11 protein-coding genes are annotated in these 18,248 nt (G+C 56.2%); 7 read left to right on the forward strand and 4 right to left on the reverse strand.

Annotated elements, in window-relative coordinates; translation table 11 throughout:
* The first annotated feature begins 906 nt into the window (after positions 1-906).
* The 6 genes from AC6RNO_RS06345 to AC6RNO_RS06370 all read left to right on the forward strand — a co-directional run bounded on the left by AC6RNO_RS06345 (position 907) and on the right by AC6RNO_RS06370 (position 12,242).
* On the forward strand, positions 907-2,904 hold the full coding sequence (locus AC6RNO_RS06345; protein WP_497104974.1) for an efflux RND transporter periplasmic adaptor subunit: 1,998 nt from the start codon (positions 907-909) through the stop codon (positions 2,902-2,904).
* A complete protein-coding gene (locus AC6RNO_RS06350) occupies positions 2,901-6,053 on the forward strand; it encodes an efflux RND transporter permease subunit (protein ID WP_474681647.1) in 3,153 nt (1,050 codons plus the stop codon). The genes AC6RNO_RS06345 and AC6RNO_RS06350 overlap by 4 nt, the downstream gene beginning before the upstream one ends.
* Before the next feature lie 26 nt (positions 6,054-6,079).
* Entirely contained in the window at positions 6,080-8,944 is a 2,865-nt protein-coding gene (locus tag AC6RNO_RS06355; RefSeq protein ID WP_497104975.1) for an RCC1 domain-containing protein, read from the forward strand.
* A 1,324-nt stretch (positions 8,945-10,268) separates the two neighbouring features.
* Complete coding sequence (locus AC6RNO_RS06360; protein ID WP_497105021.1) at positions 10,269-10,907, forward strand: ATP-binding cassette domain-containing protein; 639 nt, start codon at positions 10,269-10,271, stop codon at positions 10,905-10,907.
* Positions 10,895-11,650, forward strand: coding sequence for an ABC transporter permease (locus AC6RNO_RS06365; RefSeq protein WP_474681644.1), 756 nt, complete (start codon positions 10,895-10,897; stop codon positions 11,648-11,650). Before AC6RNO_RS06360 ends, AC6RNO_RS06365 begins: the two co-directional genes overlap by 13 nt.
* 82 nt (positions 11,651-11,732) lie before the next feature.
* Positions 11,733-12,242 (forward strand): GNAT family N-acetyltransferase, encoded by a 510-nt coding sequence (locus tag AC6RNO_RS06370; RefSeq protein ID WP_497104976.1) that lies wholly within the window; start codon positions 11,733-11,735, stop codon positions 12,240-12,242.
* Positions 12,243-12,338: 96 nt separating this feature from the next.
* Here AC6RNO_RS06370 and AC6RNO_RS06375 read toward each other — a convergent pair whose 3' ends face one another.
* Positions 12,339-13,103: a sulfite exporter TauE/SafE family protein gene (locus AC6RNO_RS06375; protein ID WP_474681642.1), complete on the reverse strand. Its 765-nt coding sequence runs from the start codon at positions 13,101-13,103 to the stop codon at positions 12,339-12,341.
* Positions 13,104-13,282: 179 nt separating this feature from the next.
* On the opposite strand from AC6RNO_RS06375, the gene AC6RNO_RS06380 reads away from it, so the two are divergent.
* Positions 13,283-14,605, forward strand: a complete 1,323-nt coding sequence (locus AC6RNO_RS06380; RefSeq protein ID WP_474681641.1) for an MFS transporter — start codon at positions 13,283-13,285, stop codon at positions 14,603-14,605.
* A 793-nt stretch (positions 14,606-15,398) separates the two neighbouring features.
* Here AC6RNO_RS06380 and AC6RNO_RS06385 read toward each other — a convergent pair.
* The 3 genes from AC6RNO_RS06385 to trpB all read right to left on the reverse strand — a co-directional run bounded on the left by AC6RNO_RS06385 (position 15,399) and on the right by trpB (position 18,096).
* Complete coding sequence (locus AC6RNO_RS06385) at positions 15,399-15,569, reverse strand: hypothetical protein (protein WP_497104977.1); 171 nt, start codon at positions 15,567-15,569, stop codon at positions 15,399-15,401.
* Positions 15,570-16,081: 512 nt separating this feature from the next.
* Positions 16,082-16,897: a tryptophan synthase subunit alpha gene (gene trpA / locus AC6RNO_RS06390; protein ID WP_488436603.1), complete on the reverse strand. Its 816-nt coding sequence runs from the start codon at positions 16,895-16,897 to the stop codon at positions 16,082-16,084.
* A complete protein-coding gene (gene trpB, locus AC6RNO_RS06395) occupies positions 16,894-18,096 on the reverse strand; it encodes a tryptophan synthase subunit beta (RefSeq protein ID WP_497104978.1) in 1,203 nt (400 codons plus the stop codon). Before trpB ends, trpA begins: the two co-directional genes overlap by 4 nt.
* Positions 18,097-18,248 lie beyond the last annotated feature (152 nt).

Below are 18,248 nucleotides of genomic sequence, written 5' to 3' on the forward strand. Positions count from 1 at the left end.
TTTAGCCGAAAATTCCTGCACAATTGCAGGCTTTTCGCCAAAATGAATCATTTTTACGGAAAAAGCCTGCACTTTCGCAGGTTTTCCCCTGCCAAGCCATGCTATGCCCCCACTTCAGCACCACAACCTATGCAGGAGAGGCGTGGGTTGGTGAAAAGCTGCCGCGTCCTTATGGTTCCTCTAACCGGTTACTTTATCTACAATCTGATTTCTTCACTCAGCTGGGAGCCTGGCGGGTGAACGCATTAGAAGGTATGTGTATGCAAAATGACGGATGCAATGCAATGCAGTGCAGTGTTAGCGGTAAGCAGCCTCCGCCCGCCAGACACCTAGGCAGATTATGCTGCCGCTCTGGTGTGTGGGTTTCTGGGGGGATCGCACAATTGTGGGAGTTACGGTGCTTAAAGCTGAATGTTTGGAGGCTTTCTGTCGCGCACAGCCCCCCAACACGCGGTGTTGCGCTGCAAGACGGCGGTCGTCGATCACGTGCACGTCGGCATAGTGACACCAGCTCTAGCGGGTTTTCGCATCGCGCACAGCCCCCCCCCAACGCGCGGTGTTGCGCTGCAAGACGGCGGTCGTCGATCACGTGCGCGTCGGCGTGGTGACCCTGTCACCAGCGGGTTTTGCACCGCACACAGCCCCCGCGCATGGTTTGCCGTCACATGACTGCGGTCCGTCGAACCACCGGCAAGTTTCCAATGCCTCGCTCCACGACGATGAGTCGCCCCTCCAGCCCCCGATCGGGCAAAAAGCTTCCTCCTTTTTCACTCGTAAAGCGGCCAGTCGTATGATTTTACAATTAATTCATAGATGCATCACAGTTCTATCATAAATGTGCGCTATTTTGAGAGTAAAAGTGTTTGCCCATTTTATTTAAAAGATGTAGACGGAGGTTTCGATTTCATGAGGACGCTCAAAAGTATTTCTTTCATCGCAGTCATCACTGCGATAACCGTCACTGTGGCCGGCTGCAGCACTGCGGCCGATACTGCAAAAACAGGGGCAAACAACCGCTCAGGTACCCGCCAGATGACCGTGGAAACACAATCGGTCCAACTTTCCGACATTGGCGGAGGACAAGTATTTACAGGCTCTGTCACACCCGCATTTACGACGAACCTTTCTTCCAAAATAAGCGGACGGGTGACCTCGATGAAGGTGAATGTCGGGGATCATGTCCAGGTAGGCCAGGCTTTGGCGGAAATCGACACATCCACTTTGCGCCAGTCGCTGGAACAATCGCAGACCGATTACGCGGTGACGCAAGCCCAGTACAATAAGGCCGTCAGCGATCAGGCCAACTCGGTGGCAACGGCGCAAAAAGCGCTTGCCGTGCAGCAGGCCGCTTACGACAAAACGGTTAGCGACCAGAAAAACGCGGTAGCTCTGGCTCAAATTCAATTGAACAACGCGATAGCCGCGCAGCAAAATACGGTGGAGAGCGCGAAGCAGGACGTAGCCGGAGCCCAGGCGAGCTTCAGCAAAGCCCAGGCCGATGCGAATACAGCGGTCACGGTCGCGCAGACGAATCTCAATTCGCAGCTGGACAGCTTATTGACGACGCAAAACAACAATATCGACACCTACACGCTTGCCGTGCAGCAGGCGGTCGTAGCTTATAACAACGCCGCGTCGGGCGGAGGCGATGCTTCTTCGGCGCTTGCCAAGCTGCAAAGCGCGCAGCTCCAGCTGCAGCAAGCGCAGCAGGCGCAGTACAAAGATACGCAAAGCGCGCAGCAGTCGCTGACCAGCTTGCAGAACGCGCTTCTTTCGGCGCAAAGCTCGCAGGCCGTACAGGTCGCGCAGGAATCGCTGAATTCCACGCTGGTGAAGCTGGCATCCGCGCAGGCAGCGGCTTCCGCCCAGATCGACCTGAGCAGGCAGCAGCTCGCTCAGAGCCAGTCGGGCCAGCAGACGGCGCTGAACAGTGCGGAAGCTTCTCTGGATCAATCGAAGCAAAGCGTTCAGACGGTGGGATCTACGGACGGGCTGAAAGTCAGTGCATCACAGCTTGAGCAGGGGCAAACGAAAATTAAAGTGATCAGCGAGCAGCTTCAGGACGGTGTGCTGACGAGTCCGGTGGAAGGCGTCGTCACGTCCATCCTGACGCCTGTCGGCCAGAACGCCGGGCAGTCCGCGGTTCTTTCGATCGCCGCAACCGATCCGGTCATCGCGACAGTGAATGTGTCCGAAGCATCTATCGGCAAATTCAAGCCGGGCTTGTCGATGGCGGTTAAAGTGCCGACGCTGAACAAAAGCTTTGACGGCGAAGTGATGGTCATTCATCCTGCGATGGATGCGACGACCAAAACGTACCTTGTCGATATCAAGGTGAAAGACGATAACCACGAACTGCTGCCGGGCATGTTCGCCGAATCCTCTCTGAAAAGCGAAGGCAAGAAGTCGATCGTCGTGCCGGCCGATGCGGTTCTCAGCCAATCCAGCGGCAACGCGGTGTTTATCGTCAAAGACGGCAAGGCGAAAAAAGTGCTTGTCAAAGTCGGCGTGATGACCAGCTCTTCCTTTGAAATCACAAGCGGACTGAACGTAGGAGACGAGCTTGTCGTAAAAGGCCAGGAGCTGCTGTCCGACAACGTTCCGGTGCAGGTGGGCCAAGGCGCACAAGGCCAAGGCGGCGGGGCAGCCGGAGGCAAAGGGCAGGGCGGTCAAGGCCAAGGCCAAGGCGGCCAGGGTCAAGGCGGTCAAGGAAATAGAGGCCAAGGTCAAGGTCAGCGCGGCCAAGGCCAAGGTCAGGGTCAAAGCCAAGGCCAGGGTCAAGGCCAAGGGACGCAAGGCGAAGGCAAGTCCGGCGCCAAAGAAGGTGGAAGCGATTCGGCCAACGCCAGTCCTAAGCCGGGCGGAGCGGATACGGGAGCTCAGAAAGCGGGGGCGGGACAGTGAAATTAGCTAATTTCTCCGTACATCGTCCCGTCTCGATCTTCATGATCATGATTGCGCTCGTCATTGTCGGAGGGATTGCGATTCCGCTTTTGCCGGTGGATCTGTATCCGAATTTGGAAATTCCTTCGGCAACGGTTTCCGTTTCCTGGAGCGGCGCATCCCCGGGGCAGGTTGAACAGCAAATTACGAAGCCTATCGAAAATGCGATGGCGACCGTAACCGGGGTCACCAGCATCACCTCAAACTCGCGTACCGGTTCGGCCAACGTAACGCTGGAATTCAACTACGGCACGAATATCGACCAGGCGACGTTAACGATGCGCGACAAGCTGGACAGGGTGCGAAGGTCACTGCCGTCCGACGCCGATGCGCCCGTCGTCTCGCGGGTCGATCCGAACAGCTCGCCGATCATGACGCTGGCGCTATACGGCGACAAGGATCTGATCACCCTCCGCGACTTGGCCGACAATATCGTCAGCCCGGACGTCCAGCGCGCGGACGGCGTCGCTTCCGTCGGCGTGTCCGGGGGCCGGGTCAGACAGATTCAAATATTGGTCGATCCGAGCCGGCTGCAGCAGTACAACATTTCGTTCAGCACGTTAACATCGGCGCTCGGCAGCGACAACTCCTCGACGGACGCCGGTCTAGTGAACAAAGGCCAGCAACTGGTTCCTCTGCACATTGACGGGGATTTTAAATCGGTTGCCGATATCGGCAAAGTCCAGGTCCAGCTCGGCAAAGGGCAGACGATTGCGCTCAGCGAGCTGGGGCAAATTATCGATACGTACCAGGACGTTACGCTGGAAGCGAGAAAAGACGGCCAGGCGAGCGTCAGTCTGTCGGTTTTGAAGCAATCGGACGGCAATACGGTTTCGGTATCGGACAACATTCAGAAATCGCTGAAAGACATTCAATCCAAGCTCCCCGACGGCGTGAAAATCGCGGTGCTGAGCGATCAGTCGAAATTCATCCGGCAATCGCTCAACACGGTTGTGGAGCATACGCTCATGGGCGGCGTTTTCTCGGTCATTATTTTGCTTTTATTTTTGCGCAGCATCAGAGCGACCCTGATTATCGGAATGGTTATCCCGATTTCGATTATCAGTACGTTCTCGATGATGTATTTCGGACATCAGACGATCAATACGATCACTTTGGGAGGTCTCGCCTTGGGGCTCGGCTCCCTGGTCGACTTTGCCGTCGTCGTGCTGGAAAGCATTTTCCGCAAAAGGCACGAAGGCTTGTCGCCGGAGGAAGCGGCCAAAGTGGGCACCGCCGAAGTGGGCACCGCCGTAATGGCTTCGGCGCTGGCGCAAATTGCCGTATTCCTGCCGACGGCGTTTATCGACGGGCTGGTCAAGCAATTTTTCTGGCCGATGGCGCTGACAGTTTGTTTCTCCCACATTGCGGCATGGTTTGCCGCCGTTACGCTCGTTCCGATGCTAGCGGCCAAATTTTTGCGCGGCAAAGTGGACGAGGAGCTTCCCGAAGGCAGATCGGCGAACCCGATGGTTTGGTTCGGGCGTTTTGTGAACCGTTTGACCAGCGGCTACAGCCGGCTGCTGCGCTGGTCGATGCTGCACCGCTGGATCATTATTCTCGTCACCGTCGTACTGTTCGGCGGCAGCGTGTATGCAACCCGGTTCGTAGGCAGCGAGCTGACGCCGAAGACGGATCAGGGACAAGTTAACCTGAATGTGAACATGCCGCAGGGCACGGCTTTTGATGTGACGAACAAAGTTGCGGCAACGCTGGAGGACCGGCTCAAGTCCGTTCCCGAGATCGATTCGGTGTTTACTTCGGTCGGTTCGTCGGGCGGCGGCGCATTCCAGTCGTCGGCGACGAACTCGGCGAGCATCCAAATTGCGCTGAAGCCGCTCAGCGAGCGGAAAAAAAGCACCGACCAGGTAGCGGAGCAAATCCGCGGGCTGACTACAGGTTTCGCGGGCGCGCAAATTAACGTCAGCGTTCCTTCCGGAGTGCGTCTTCCCGGACTGGGAGGCGGCGGCAACTTTGGCGGCGGAGATATCCAGGTGAACCTCTCGGGGCCGGACCTCGCCATTTTGCAAAAGCTGGGCGATCTCGTCGTGGAGGAAATCAGCTCCGTGGACGGCACGCGGAACGTACAAAATACGCTGGACCGCTCCATTCCGCAGTTCAATCTGACGGTTGACCGCGATGCCGCGGCACATTACGGGGTTTCCTTGCAAAGCGTTATGACGGCTCTGCGCACGGCTTATCAAGGCAGCGTGGCGACGCAGTTCAAGACAGCCAGCTCGCAGATTTCGGTTTTGGTGAAGTATCCGAACGATTTTACGAATAAATTGGAAAATTTCAACAATATTACCATCACTACGTCTTCCGGCGCTATCATTCCCGTAAGCCAGATCGCCAAGGTAGAGCCGGGCACAGGGCCTGCGCAAATTCGCCGTCAGGATCAAAACCGGGTCGCGACGATTCAGGCTTCCGTCTTCGGCGCTTCGGTCGGGGATGTCTCTGCGAAAGTGCAGGCTAAAATCGACGCGATTCAGCCTCCGGACGGCTATCAGGTGAAAATGGGCGGCCAGCAGACGAGCCAGGCTTCATCGTTTAAAAGCTTGTATCTCGTATTGATCCTGTCCGTAGTGCTCGTCTACATGGTTATGGCCAGCCAGTTCGAATCGCTGTACGGCCCGTTCATCATCATGTTCTCGTTGCCGCCGACGTTTGTCGGAGCGATACTGGGACTGCTCGTTACGCATCGAACGATCAATATGAACTCGATTATCGGGATGATCATGCTGATCGGTATCGTCGTCAACAACGCGATCGTGCTGATCGATTATACGAACCAGCTGCGCAAGAAGGGAATGCCTTTGTTCGATGCTCTTATTGAAGCGGGCAAAATAAGGCTGCGTCCGATTTTGATGACGACCGCGACGACCGTACTGGCTATGGCGCCGCTGGTCATCGGCTTCGGCGAAGGCGCGGAAACGCAAGCTTCGATGGCGACCGTAGTCGCATTCGGATTGACATTATCGACGCTTGTTACTTTGGTGCTCGTTCCGGTTATGTATACATTGCTCGACGGCTGGATGGAAGGCATTAAAAAGAAATTCAAAAGAACCCCGGCCAAGTTGCGCGATTCGGGGGAACCGGCATCGTCTTGACGACAATTAGCTTAAGGAGAAGGACCATGAAAACAGGAAAACGTAGCATTTCATTGTGGCTGTGCCTGATGCTTTTGGTCAGTGCGGCCGGCGGCTTTCCCCTGAAAGTTTCGGCGGACGAAGCCGCCGCCGCTGCAGGCGGAACCGGCAGTACGCCGGCGGTTGTCACGCAGATTGCCGGCGGTAAAGGGTTTACGGTTCTGTTAAAGCAGGACGGGACCGTGTGGACATTAGGTGACAACTTGCGCGGGAAGCTTGGCGGCGGTCTGGAAGGCCGTAAAAATCCGGCTCCCGTGAACGGCTTGACGGACGTCACGGCGATCGCAGCCGGACAGTCGCATACGTTGGCGTTGAAAAAAGACGGCACGGTGTGGGCGTGGGGTCAAAATACGTACGGCCAGCTCGGCAACGGCACGAATGTAGACCAGAACACGCCGGTGCAAATTGCCGGACTACAGCATATTACCGCGATTTCGGCGGGCAACTTTCATTCCGTCGCGCTGCAGGACGATGGCACGGTGTGGACGTGGGGCGACAATACGTACGGCCAGTTGGGCGATTCGACGACCGATTCCAAAAATAAGCCCGTACACATTCAAGGCAATATGACGGGTATCAAGTCGATCGCGAGCGGAGCCTATCACAACCTGGCTATCGACGGCGACGGCGTCGTGTGGGGTTGGGGAGACAATTATTTCGGGGAACTCGGTTACGGTTACGACCAGAACCACCTCAGCACCCCGATCATGGCGACAAGCCAATCCTGGAAAATTACGCAAATCGCCGCAGGTCTCGATTTTTCCCTGGCGGTTAAGGACGACGGGACGCTGCTGACCTGGGGGCTGATGAGCAAAAAAACGAATGCGGTCGTGTATTCCCACGGCAACTCCATCAATTATGACGAGCACAAAATTCCGGTGCTGGTCAACGGCATCCAGGATGTCACGCAAATTTTGGCAGGCACTTCTTTTGCCGCGGCGCTGACCAAAGACGGGACCATGTATACTTGGGGAGACAACAGCGCCGGCCAGCTTGGCACGGGAACCGACGCCGACGGAAAGACCTGGGACCGCACTTTGCCTAATCCCGTGAACGGGATTTCCGATATCGCGCGGATCGGCGTAGGGCCGAATTTCACTTTTGCCATAAGCAAAGACAACAAAGTGACGGCTTGGGGGAACAACAGCTACGGCCAACTGGGCGACGGAACGAACAATAATCAGCCATCTCCGATCGCTACGAACTTGGCCGAAGCGTTAAACCCGGTCATCGCCAAGCCCGGAGAAGGCCCGGTGCTCATTCATAAGCCGCGGTCGTCTCTGCTGGCCGCCGGCGACAGCGATACGTTCGCGATACAAAACAACAGCCTGTACGGCTGGGGTACAAATACGTACGGCCAGTTGGGCAGCGGGACGAACGATTCGTCGCAATCCGCGCAGCATATCGCGCTGCAGGATGCCGTTTCCGTCTCGGCCGGCAATTCCCACACGCTGGCGGTGAAGGCGGACGGGACGCTGTGGAGCTGGGGGCAAAATTATTTCGGCCAGTTGGGCGACGGGACAACGGCGAACCGGAACGCGCCGGCGCAGGTTAGCTCCCTGAGCGGGGTCGTTGCGGCGGCGGCGGGAAGCAATCACTCCATTGCTCTGCTCGGCAACGGGACGGTATGGAGCTTCGGCGACAATACGTACGGCCAGCTTGGGCATGATGCGTCCGCCGCGCCGGCCGCAGTCTCTTCGCTGACCGATATCGTTGCCATCGCCGCGGGCGCGAACTTCAACCTGGCGCTCCAAAACAGCGGTACGATTTGGAGCTGGGGAGACAACACGAACGGTCAACTGGGTGACGGAACGTTCGTCGGCAAGCAGCAGCCGGTGCAAATTACCGGCGTCACCGGCGTCGTCGCGATAGCGGCGGGCAAAAACCACGCGCTCGCGCTGAAAAACGACGGCACCGTATGGGCATGGGGCTACGATGCTTTCGGCCAATTGGGCGACGGCGGTTCGACCAATCAAAATAAACCGGTTCAGGTTGCGAAGCTGAACCATGCGATAGCCATTGCGGCCGGCGCGTACCACAGCCTGGCGATCAACCAGGACGGCAGCGTCTGGTCCTGGGGCCAAAACAGCTTCGGCCAGCTGGGCGACGGCACGACAAGCAACCGCAGCGAACCCGTGCAGGCCAAAGGAATTGCCGCAGCTTCCGCGATTGCGGGCGGCGGCGGCCACAGCGCGGCGCTGCTGAAAGACGGGTCCGTCTGGACCTGGGGCGGCAATTATTCCGGTCAGTTGGGCGACGGCACGCGGACGAATCGCAGCGCGCCGAATGTCGTTACAGGCCTGACGTCCGCAACATTTAACGATATCGCCGGCCATTGGGCGGAAAAAGAAATTTTGGCCGCGGCCGCAAAAGGCTACGTCGACGGTTACGCCGACGGCAGCTTCGGGCCTGACCGCACCGTCACGAGAGCGGAGTTTCTCAAGCTTGAGGCGGGGGCGCTGCAAGTGACGGCGGCGAACGCCGCCGCAGGTTCGGCCTGGTATCAGCCTTATGTCGATGCGGCGCAAAAATCCGGCCTGCTCCAGGGCGGCGATTTGCAAGCCGGCTGGGACCAGCCGATTACCCGCCGGGAAATCGCAACGCTTGCCGACCGTGCCATCGTAGCGGAATGGCAAAAGCCGAACACGGGCCTGCAGAGCAAAAAAGCGATGCTCAAGGCCGTGCAAACGGGCATTCTGCAAGGGCTTGACAACGGGGACCTCGCTCCTGATGCCGCGACTACGCGGGCGCAAGCCGTGATCGTGCTGGAGCGCATCCAGGCAGTCAAGCAGGGAACGACGCTTCCGACGGACGCTGCTGCGATCAAGCAGGCTGAAGCGGCGGCGAATTGAATATGAAAAAGCCATGAATCGGCCGGTTCCAACCGCCGAATCATGGTTTTTTTGCTTGATATAGGGGCCCTGGGAGAGAGAGGCTCCCTTAAAACGGTGCAGCCGTTCTTGAACGGCTTTGGGAGGGCGCAAACCTTGCCCAGAAACCCGCACGGCTGAGCCGGTCGCGCAATTTGCCTGGTTGCGCGAAGAAAACCTGCGAAGCCCGGATCTCGTAGGCTAGAGGCGGCTACAGCTTGACCATGCGGAGAAAAGCCTACAAAAGTGCAGTTTTTTGCGCGGTGATACGCTGTCCACGACAAATTCCTGCAAATGTGCAGGCTTTTCGCCGCGAACGGGGGCTCAGATGCATTTTCATCGAAAATTCCTGCACAATCGCAGGCTTTTCGCCATAATGCGGTACTTTCATGAAAAAAGCCTGCACTTTCGCAGGTTTTCTGCCTGGTTGCGCAAAGAAAACCTGCGAAGCCCGGATCTCGTAGGTTAGAGGCGGCTACAGCTTGGCCATGCGGAAAAAAGCCTGCAAAAGTGCAGTTTTTTGCGCGGTGATACGCTGTCCATGACAAATTCCTGCAAATGTACAGGCTTTTCGCCGCGAACAGGGGCTCAGATTCATTTTCGTCGAAAATTCCTGCACAATCGCAGGCTTTTCGCCAAAATGAGGTACTTTCATGAAAAAAGCCTGCACTTTCGCAGGTTTTCCCCTGCCAAGCCCCTTGTCCCTACCACTTCTACGCTGCACCCCGTATAGGAGAGCCGTGGGTTGGGGAAGAGCGGTTGTGCCCCCTCTGATTCCTTTACCCCGTCACCTTATCAACAATCTGATTTTTGCAAGTTTTTCTGCACGTTAGCCCCCTTTGTCGTGCTCCTCGGCACCTCAGAGAATGAAAACTATCGCCGTGAGCGGTAATAGGATTAACGCGACAAGCTCCGTGGCGCCGCGGAGAATGAAAAGGCGTGGTCGATCGACCGCCGTCATGCGGCGCAGCACCGCGCGCTGGGAGATGCGTGCAATCACGCGTCCGGCGAGGAAGGCCGCGCTCTCTATGGTGCCGCGACCCTAGCCGTCTGGCCGACTCCGTTTTTTTGCTCGTAACGTCCGGTTACCCAGAAATGTAGGCAGCCGGGCTATCCCTTTTTTTCATCGGTGCTGACGTTCTTTTGCTGCATGATACGTGCATGCTATGATATAGTTTAAATATTATTCCATTTATCTCAGTAAGCGGAGGACAATCACCTGCAACCGATTTTTGTTATCGACCGACTGCAAAAAAATCATCCGAGCGGAGGGACGACTCCGCTTTTTGCTTCCATTTCGTCCGTCATTGAGCGCGGTGACCGCATTGCGATACAGGGCCCTTCGGGGCAAGGCAAAAGCACCTTGCTTCGCGTGCTGGCAAGATTGGAGCCGGCGGACGGCGGCACGCTTGTTTTGCACGGCCAGCCGGCGGACAAATGGAGCCCGAACGACTGGCGCAAAAAAGTTTGCTACGTTCCGCAAATGCCCGTTATGCTGCCGGCTACGGTCGAAGACAATTTGGCCGTCGTCAGCAGGCTGCATCAGCGCGAATTCGACCGGAAGCTTGCCCGGCGATTGATGGAGCAGGCCGGACTCGCGGAGCTGGACTGGACGGCCCATGCGGCCGATTTGTCCGGCGGGCAAAAGCAGCGGCTGCAGCTCATTCGCTCTTTGCTGCTGCGCCCCGAATTCCTGCTGCTCGATGAAGCGACTTCGGCGCTGGACGCGCAGAGCAAGCATGCCGTAGAAGCCATGCTGCTCCAATGGAACGAGCAGGAGGGGGCGGCTTTCGCCTGGGTCACGCACGACGAGGAACAGGCGCGAAGCATAAGCAACCGTTCCTGGCTCCTGGCCGACGGCACAATTGCGGACATTCTCCCGGATGACGGCGTTGCAAGCGCCGATCCGGCTGCCCGGAGGGGGGACGAGCCATGTCCACAATAGCTTTGGGCTTTACGCTCACTTTCGTAGCCATTACAATCGCGCTATCCAGATGGCAAAAGCTCGGCCTGGAAAAAGACATCGCCTGGGGCGCGATTCGCGGCGCTTTGCAGCTGCTTTTTATCGGATACGTGCTGCACTTCGTTTTCCAATCGAACAACATCCTGCTGAACCTGCTGATCATTGCCGTCATGATTGCCATCGCATCGCATAACGCTGGCACCCGCGGCAAAGGGCTGAAGGGCGTCCGCCTGCGGATCGCTATCGCCATCGTCGCGACGGAGACGTTGACTATGGCGCTCATGCTGGGACTGCATATTATTCAACCGACATCCCAATACATCATCCCGATCAGCGGTATGACGGTCGGCAATGCGATGGTCGTATGCGGGCTGTTCCTGAATCATTTGAAGCGGGAAGTGGATTCGTCGCGGGGCGAAATCGAGGCGCTGTTGGCGCTCGGCGCGACGGTCAGGCAAGCGATTCAAAGATCGCTGCGCCGGGCTGTCAAATCGAGCATGATACCTACGATTGACGGTATGAAAACGATCGGCCTCGTGCAGCTGCCGGGCATGATGACCGGTATGATCGTCGCGGGCGCGAACCCTGTAGAAGCGGTGCGCTATCAAATTTTGATCATGCTCGCATTCAGCGCATCCGCGGCCATTACAAGCATTTTGCTGAGCATGCTTACGTACCGTTTGTGGTTTTCAAAAGAAATGGCGCTGATCGCCGACCGGAAATGAACTGACCGCCGCGCCGCCGCGCTAAAAAACTTCCGGCTTTGTTAAAGCGATCGGCCGGATTATCAGAGTGGAGGCATCTGTCATGAAAGTGTTGGAAACAGAGCGGCTGATTCTTCGTCACCAAACTATTGAAGATGCTGCTTTTATTTTTGAGCTTGTGAACGATCCTTCCTGGATCCGGAACATAGGCGATAGAGGCGTGAAAACTATCGATGACGCGCGGGATTATATTTTAAGAGCGGCTCTGGACATGTATGCCCGTCTGGGCTTCGGATTTTATTTGACGGAGCTGAAGGATGGAGGCATCCCGATCGGCATCTGCGGATTGGCGAAAAGGGATTTTATGGAAGACGCGGACATTGGATTTGCGTTTCTTCCCAGGTTCTGGGGGAATGGATATGCCTTTGAGGCTGCTTCCGCAGTAATGGGTTATGCACAAGACGAATTAGGCCTAAACCGCATTGTGGCAATTACGTCCGAAGATAATCATGCGTCGGCCAAACTATTGGAAAAGCTGGGGTTGCATTTTGAAGCCGTGATCCCCTATGCAGGTACAGGTGAAAAAGTCTGCTTATTTGCGATTCATGTCTAAAACGGACAGCGGACATCGTACAGCTAAAAAAACGACAAGCCGATTTTGTTAAAAGGGGCTTGTCGTTTTTCATGTTTATAAGAACCTCCGAACGGATTAAATCAGCTTCAATCCGCTGATCAGCACGAGACTGGCGATAATTGTGCGAAGCGCGGTCGTCGGCGCTTTGGCGGAAAGCATGCTGCCGACAATAACTCCCGGAATCGAACCGGCGAGCAGATTAAACACAAGCAAGTAATTGACGTTGCCCATGCTGGCGTGAAGCAGACCGGCAGTCGTCGCCAAAAAAAACGCGTGCGCGATGTCCGTGCCGACCAGAAGGGAAGTGTTCATACGGAAAAAATACAGCATTGCAATAGCATAAAGCGAGCCGGAGCCAATCGAAGTCAGCCCGACGATGAACCCGAACACGGCTCCAAGGGTGATGGTCAGTCCGCGTTTTTCTTCCAGCGGCTTTAGCTGCCAGCGGTTTTCTTTGATTTTATGGCCGAAAAATACTTTGAACAGCGTAGCTACGGCAACGAGAATAAGTACATATCCAAGCGCGTGCTTGATGATGACTTCCTGATTGTGGTAGTAAGACTGAAATACGTGCAAAGACGCTACTGCTACAATGACGCCGGGAATGCTGCCGTAAGCCAAATATTTGACGAGCCGAAAATCGATCGTTTTCTGCCGCCAGTGCTGGATCGTTCCGAAAAGCTTGGTGATGGAATTATAAAGCAGGTCCGTCCCTACCGCAATGGCAGGATTGACGTTGAACATGATCAAAATCGGGGTAAGCAGCGAAGCTCCTCCGACGCCGGTCAAACCAACCAAAAAACCAACCAATAATCCCATCAGTAAGATGCCTATAGTCATGTTATCATGTCCCCATTCGATATCCCACTAATCGCATTGGATTTATTTTATCTATCCACGCGCCGTTTGTAAAGAAAAATTTTATAACTAGTTACAGTATATTGATTATGTTATTATGGGTGAATGTCCATCTTTTGTAGTTATTTTTACAAATTTAAACATGCCGGAGGCTGCACCCAATGAAAAACCGGGTTATGGTTATGGTAAGCATCGTGCTTGCTATGCTCGTATCTTCGATGGATACGACCATTGCCAATACGACGATGCCGATTATCGTCAAAGAAATAGGCGGGGATGAATGGTTTGCATGGGCGTTTACTTCCTATATGATTTTTTCCACGGTGCTGGCCCCTGTCGCAGGCCGTTTGTCGGATTTGTTCGGGCGTAAAAAGATTTTAGCCGTAGGGATCGTCATCTTTTTGGCGGGCTCGGTATTATGCGGTTTCTCGCAGTCGATGCTGCAGCTTGTGCTGTTTCGGGCGATCCAGGGCGTTGGCGCCGGCATTATGACGCCGTTCCCCATGATTATCGCCGGGGATTTGTACACGGTTGAGCAGCGCGGCAAAGTTCAGGCGCTATTTACCGGGATGTGGGGATTGTCGGCCGTGCTTGCGCCGTTATTGGGCACTTTTTTCGTCACCTATATGAGCTGGCGCTGGATATTTTACATCAATGTTCCTATTTGTATCGTCGCTCTGCTCACTCTGCTGCCCTATAAGGAAGTGTACCAGGCCAAACGTTCGCCGGTTGACTACGCCGGAGCGGTTCTGTTTGCGGCCGGCATCAGTCTGCTGCTGCTCACTACCGCCGTTCAGCATTTTGCCATTGTGTACGGCATCACGGGGCTCATTGTCATGGCTGTTTTTTATACATATGAGAAAAGGCAACAATCTCCGATCGTCCCGCTTCACTTGTTTCGCAACCGTCCCGTGGCGGTTATGATCGTCAGTTCGTTTATTTCCTGCGCGGCGTTGTTCGGAACTTCCAGCTACATTCCGCTGTTTTTGCAGAGGGAAGGCTATTCGCTGTTCGTCAGCGGAATCGCGCTGCTGGGCACTTCGATCGGATGGATGGTCATGGCCGTGCCCGCTGGAAAATGGGTGCTGCGCTTCGGTTACAAACGGCTGCTTGTCATCGGCAATTTGCTGCTCGTGGCAACGGGAGCGATGCTGTTTTTGATGAAAGAAGGAACTTCTTTCTACTATGTATTTGCAGCGATGACCTTACTTGGCGCGGGGTACGGCATGTTATTCACGGTATCGACGATCGGCTCCCAGCAGTTGGTCGCCGCGCATGAGAAAGGGATTTCCACCTCTTTGCAGCTTTTTGCGCGAAATATCGGGACGGCGGTCAGCGTTACGATCATGGGCGCGATTCTTGCCAAAGCGGCGGGATTTTACAGCGGCATCCACGGGATGTTCCTTTTCGGCTTTATAGCCATCGTCGTCTCGCTGGCAATTCCTTTCGCCATGCGGACGACGGAGGTCGAAAGCGGCGGCTGATTCCGCGGCTTTTCCGACGCGTGCGCTGCCTCGCTGTACGGCGGCCTGCGCGCATCCCCGGCGAGCGGGAAATGACCGCATCGCTCCATCCGGCCTTGGAGACCATCAGTCGCCAGATGCTTGCTCTCTGGCCATGCGCCTAAAACTGCGGGACCTAGAAGTCCGGCGGACAGACTCCCAGACTGTTGCAAACCCGCATACCGGGAAGCGGCACATCCGCTTGGTTGGGTGGAGATGGGCTGCAGAAGTCAGGCTGCCCAGAGCCCCCACACACCAGAGCCGCTCGCACAATCTGCTTGGTTGGGTGGAGGTGTGGGCTGCAGAAGTCAGGCTGTCCAGAGCCCCCACACGCCAGAGCCGCTCGCACAATCTGCTTGGTTGGGTGGAGATGTGGGCTGCAGAAGTCAGGCTGTCTAGAGCCCCCGCACGCCAGAGCCGTTCGCACAATCTGCCTGGTTGGGTGGAGGTGGGCTGCAGAAGTCAGGCTGCCCAGAGCCCCACACGCCAGAGCTGGTCGCACAATCTGCTTGTTTGCGTGGAGAAAAGTTGCAGAAGTCAGGCTGTCTAGAGCCCCCGCACGCCAGAGCCGTTCGCACAATCTGCCTGGTTGGGTGGAGGTGGGCTGCAGAAGTCAGGCTGCCCAGAGCCCCACACGCCAGAGCTGGTCGCACAATCTGCTTGTTTGCGTGGAGAAAAGTTGCAAAAGTCAGGCTGTCTAGAGCCTCCGCACGCCAGAGCCGTTCGCACAATCTGTCGGTTACGTGATGAAAACCTGCAAAAGTGCAGTTTTTGCTCAATGGATGCGCTGGCCACGACAAATTCCTGCAATTGTACAGGCTTTTCGCCACGAACATGGGCTCAGATGCATTTTCATCGAAAATTCCTGCACAATCGCAGGCTTTTCGCCCAAATGAGCCATTTTCAAAGAAAAAGCCTGCACTTTTGCAGGCTTTTTCTTTGCCACGCCGCCGTGTCCCCCTTCCCACTTGATTTCCGCAACCCATGCAGGAGCGAAGGGGGTTGAGGAAGAGCGGCTGAGCCCTGCTTACGCATGTTTTTCCTCTGCCACGCCGCCGTATCCCCCTTCCCACTTGATTTCCGCAACCCATGCAGGAGCGAAGGGGGCTGAGGAAGCACTGCTGAGCCCCGACTTTCGCAGGTTTTTCGGCTGCCAAGCCGTTTCGCGAGTGGCTCTACCCGTGCATTCCACTGGCTTCCTTTTCGCATCCAAATAATGGTGGATTAAGGGGGCAAAGCTGGCTTGTCTGGACCGGCGATTTTGCAAAAGGACGAGGGGTTCCTGCAAATAAGCGATAGCGGACAAAGCAATTTGTGCCGCTGAAGGGTTTGCGACGGTTTCTTTGGCGCGTTAGCAGGAGTCGCGGAGCAAGCAAAATCCCCCAGTGGCAGCCTCGTCCGCAGGGGGCAGAATAGGCTAAGCGCAAGGAAGGGGGACTATGCCCCCTTTCTTTGCGCTTATTTGGCTGCGCCGGTTAACCGCAGCACGAAATCTTTGACGTTGGCGAGGGCCTCCTTGCGGCTGGCCGGGTGCAGCCATGCATCGCCCTGCCGCTCAATCGCGTCGACGATGGCGCTGCCGACAATGACGCCGTCCGCATAACGGGAGACGGCTTCATACTGCTCGGGGCGGGAAATGCCGAACCCGACGGCGGCGGGCAAGCCGCCGGTCTGCTTGACGAGCTGCACGAACGACTCCAGCTCGGCGTGCAGCTCGGAACGCATTCCGGTGACGCCGATGGATGAGACGCAGTATATGAAACCTTTTGCACGCTCGGCGATTTGCTGCACTCGTTCTTTGGAGGTCAGCGCCGCCAAAGGAATGAGATGAATGCCGTATGATTCCGACACCGCCTGCGCCTGGCCGCTTTCTTCAAAAGGGAGATCGGGTATGATGATCCCGCTGATCCCGTGGTCGCGCATCATTCCAAATGCGGCGTCCAAACCCGTTTGCAGAACCGGGTTATAGTAGGTAAACAGCAAAAGCGGAACGGTCAGCCCCCGTTCCTTGGCCAATGCAGCACAAGCCGCAGCGTCGGCCAGCGTCACGTTGCCTGCGAGTGCCCTCTGCGAAGAGCGCTGAATGACCGGGCCGTCGGCCAACGGATCGGAGTACGGGATGCCGAGCTCGATCATACTGGCTCCGCCATCCTGCAGCGCCAGCAAAATGTCGACCGTTGCGTCCAGACTCGGATCGCCGACCGTGACGAATGGAATAAAAGCGGTGCGCCGTTCCTGGCGCAGCCGGGCAAAAGTCAAATCAATGGGATTCATTCCGGGTGTCCTCCTTGGTACTCAGCTATCGTTTCCACGTCTTTATCGCCTCGGCCGGACAAGCAGACGACCATGATATGGTCCCGGGGCAGCCCGGGCGCCAATTTCACCGCTTGCGCCACGGCGTGCGCGCTCTCCAGGGCGGGAATAATGCCCTCGGTGCGGCAAAGCAGCAACAGCGCCTCCAAAGCCTCCTGATCCGTAATGGAGCAGTACTGCACCCGGCCGCTTTCCTTCAAAAAAGCATGCTCGGGCCCTACTCCCGGGTAATCCAGCCCGGCGCTGATCGAATGCGCCTCTTTTACCTGACCGTGGCGGTCCTGGAGCACGTAGCTGTAAGACCCCTGGAACACGCCGGGAGTTCCTTTGGATAAAGTCGCGGCATGCGCCTCCGTTTCGAGGCCAAGGCCGCCGGCTTCCACACCGACAAGCGCGACGCCCGCATCATTGCGAAAAGGGTGGAACATGCCGATCGCATTGCTGCCGCCGCCGACGCAGGCAATGACGGTGTCCGGGAGCCGGCCCGCTTTTGCGGCAATTTGCGATTTCGTTTCTTCCCCGATGATTTTTTGAAATTCCCGCACCATCAGCGGATACGGATGCGGTCCCGCCGCAGTGCCGAAAAGCATGAACGTGTCCTCCACATTAGCGACCCAGTAACGCATCGTCTCATTGCCTGCATCCTTCAAAGTGCGGGAGCCGGATGTGACGGGCACAACTTCGGCGCCCAGCATTCGCATGCGGTGCACGTTCAGCTTTTGCCGCTTGATGTCCTCTTCCCCCATGAAAATTTTGCATTCGAGGCCGAGCAGCGCGCAGACGGTGGCAGTAGCGACGCCATGCTGGCCGGCACCTGTTTCCGCGACGATTTTTTTCTTGCCCATTTTTTTGGCGAGCAGCCCCTGACCGATCGTGTTGTTGATTTTGTGGGCTCCGGTGTGATTGAGATCCTCCCTTTTCAGGAAAATACGCGCACCTCCAAGCTGCTTGCCAAGGCGCTCAGCCTCATAAAGAGGCGTAGGCCTGCCCGAGTAATCGTGCAGCAAATGCTGCATTTCCCGCACAAAATCCGGCTGCTCCGCGTAACGGTTGAAAGCCTGCTCCAGCTCGGTCAGCGCATGCATCAAAGTTTCCGGAACGTATTTGCCGCCGTATTCCCCGAATTTGCCGGGTGCCGCGATATTGCTTGTAATCGCCATTTTGATTCATCCTTTCTATTGGTTGGGGTGGATTTGTGTTGAGTATAAAACGAACTGAACATTAATTCAATTATGAACATTTGTTCAAGATAGAAAACGGAACCAGCAATGTGATAGCATGGGCGTATACCCTAAATTGCCACAATCGGAAG

Source organism: Paenibacillus sp. sgz302190 (assembly GCF_059820445.1).

Coding starts and splice junctions, on each gene's coding strand:
- AC6RNO_RS06345 (WP_497104974.1), top strand. CDS start 907: ATGAGGACGCTCAAAAGTATTTCTTTCATCGCAGTCATCACTGCGATA.
- AC6RNO_RS06355 (WP_497104975.1), top strand. CDS start 6,080: ATGAAAACAGGAAAACGTAGCATTTCATTGTGGCTGTGCCTGATGCTT.
- AC6RNO_RS06365 (WP_474681644.1), top strand. CDS start 10,895: ATGTCCACAATAGCTTTGGGCTTTACGCTCACTTTCGTAGCCATTACA.
- AC6RNO_RS06370 (WP_497104976.1), top strand. CDS start 11,733: ATGAAAGTGTTGGAAACAGAGCGGCTGATTCTTCGTCACCAAACTATT.
- AC6RNO_RS06375 (WP_474681642.1), bottom strand. CDS start 13,103: ATGACTATAGGCATCTTACTGATGGGATTATTGGTTGGTTTTTTGGTT.
- AC6RNO_RS06380 (WP_474681641.1), top strand. CDS start 13,283: ATGAAAAACCGGGTTATGGTTATGGTAAGCATCGTGCTTGCTATGCTC.
- trpA (WP_488436603.1), bottom strand. CDS start 16,897: ATGAATCCCATTGATTTGACTTTTGCCCGGCTGCGCCAGGAACGGCGC.
- trpB (WP_497104978.1), bottom strand. CDS start 18,096: ATGGCGATTACAAGCAATATCGCGGCACCCGGCAAATTCGGGGAATAC.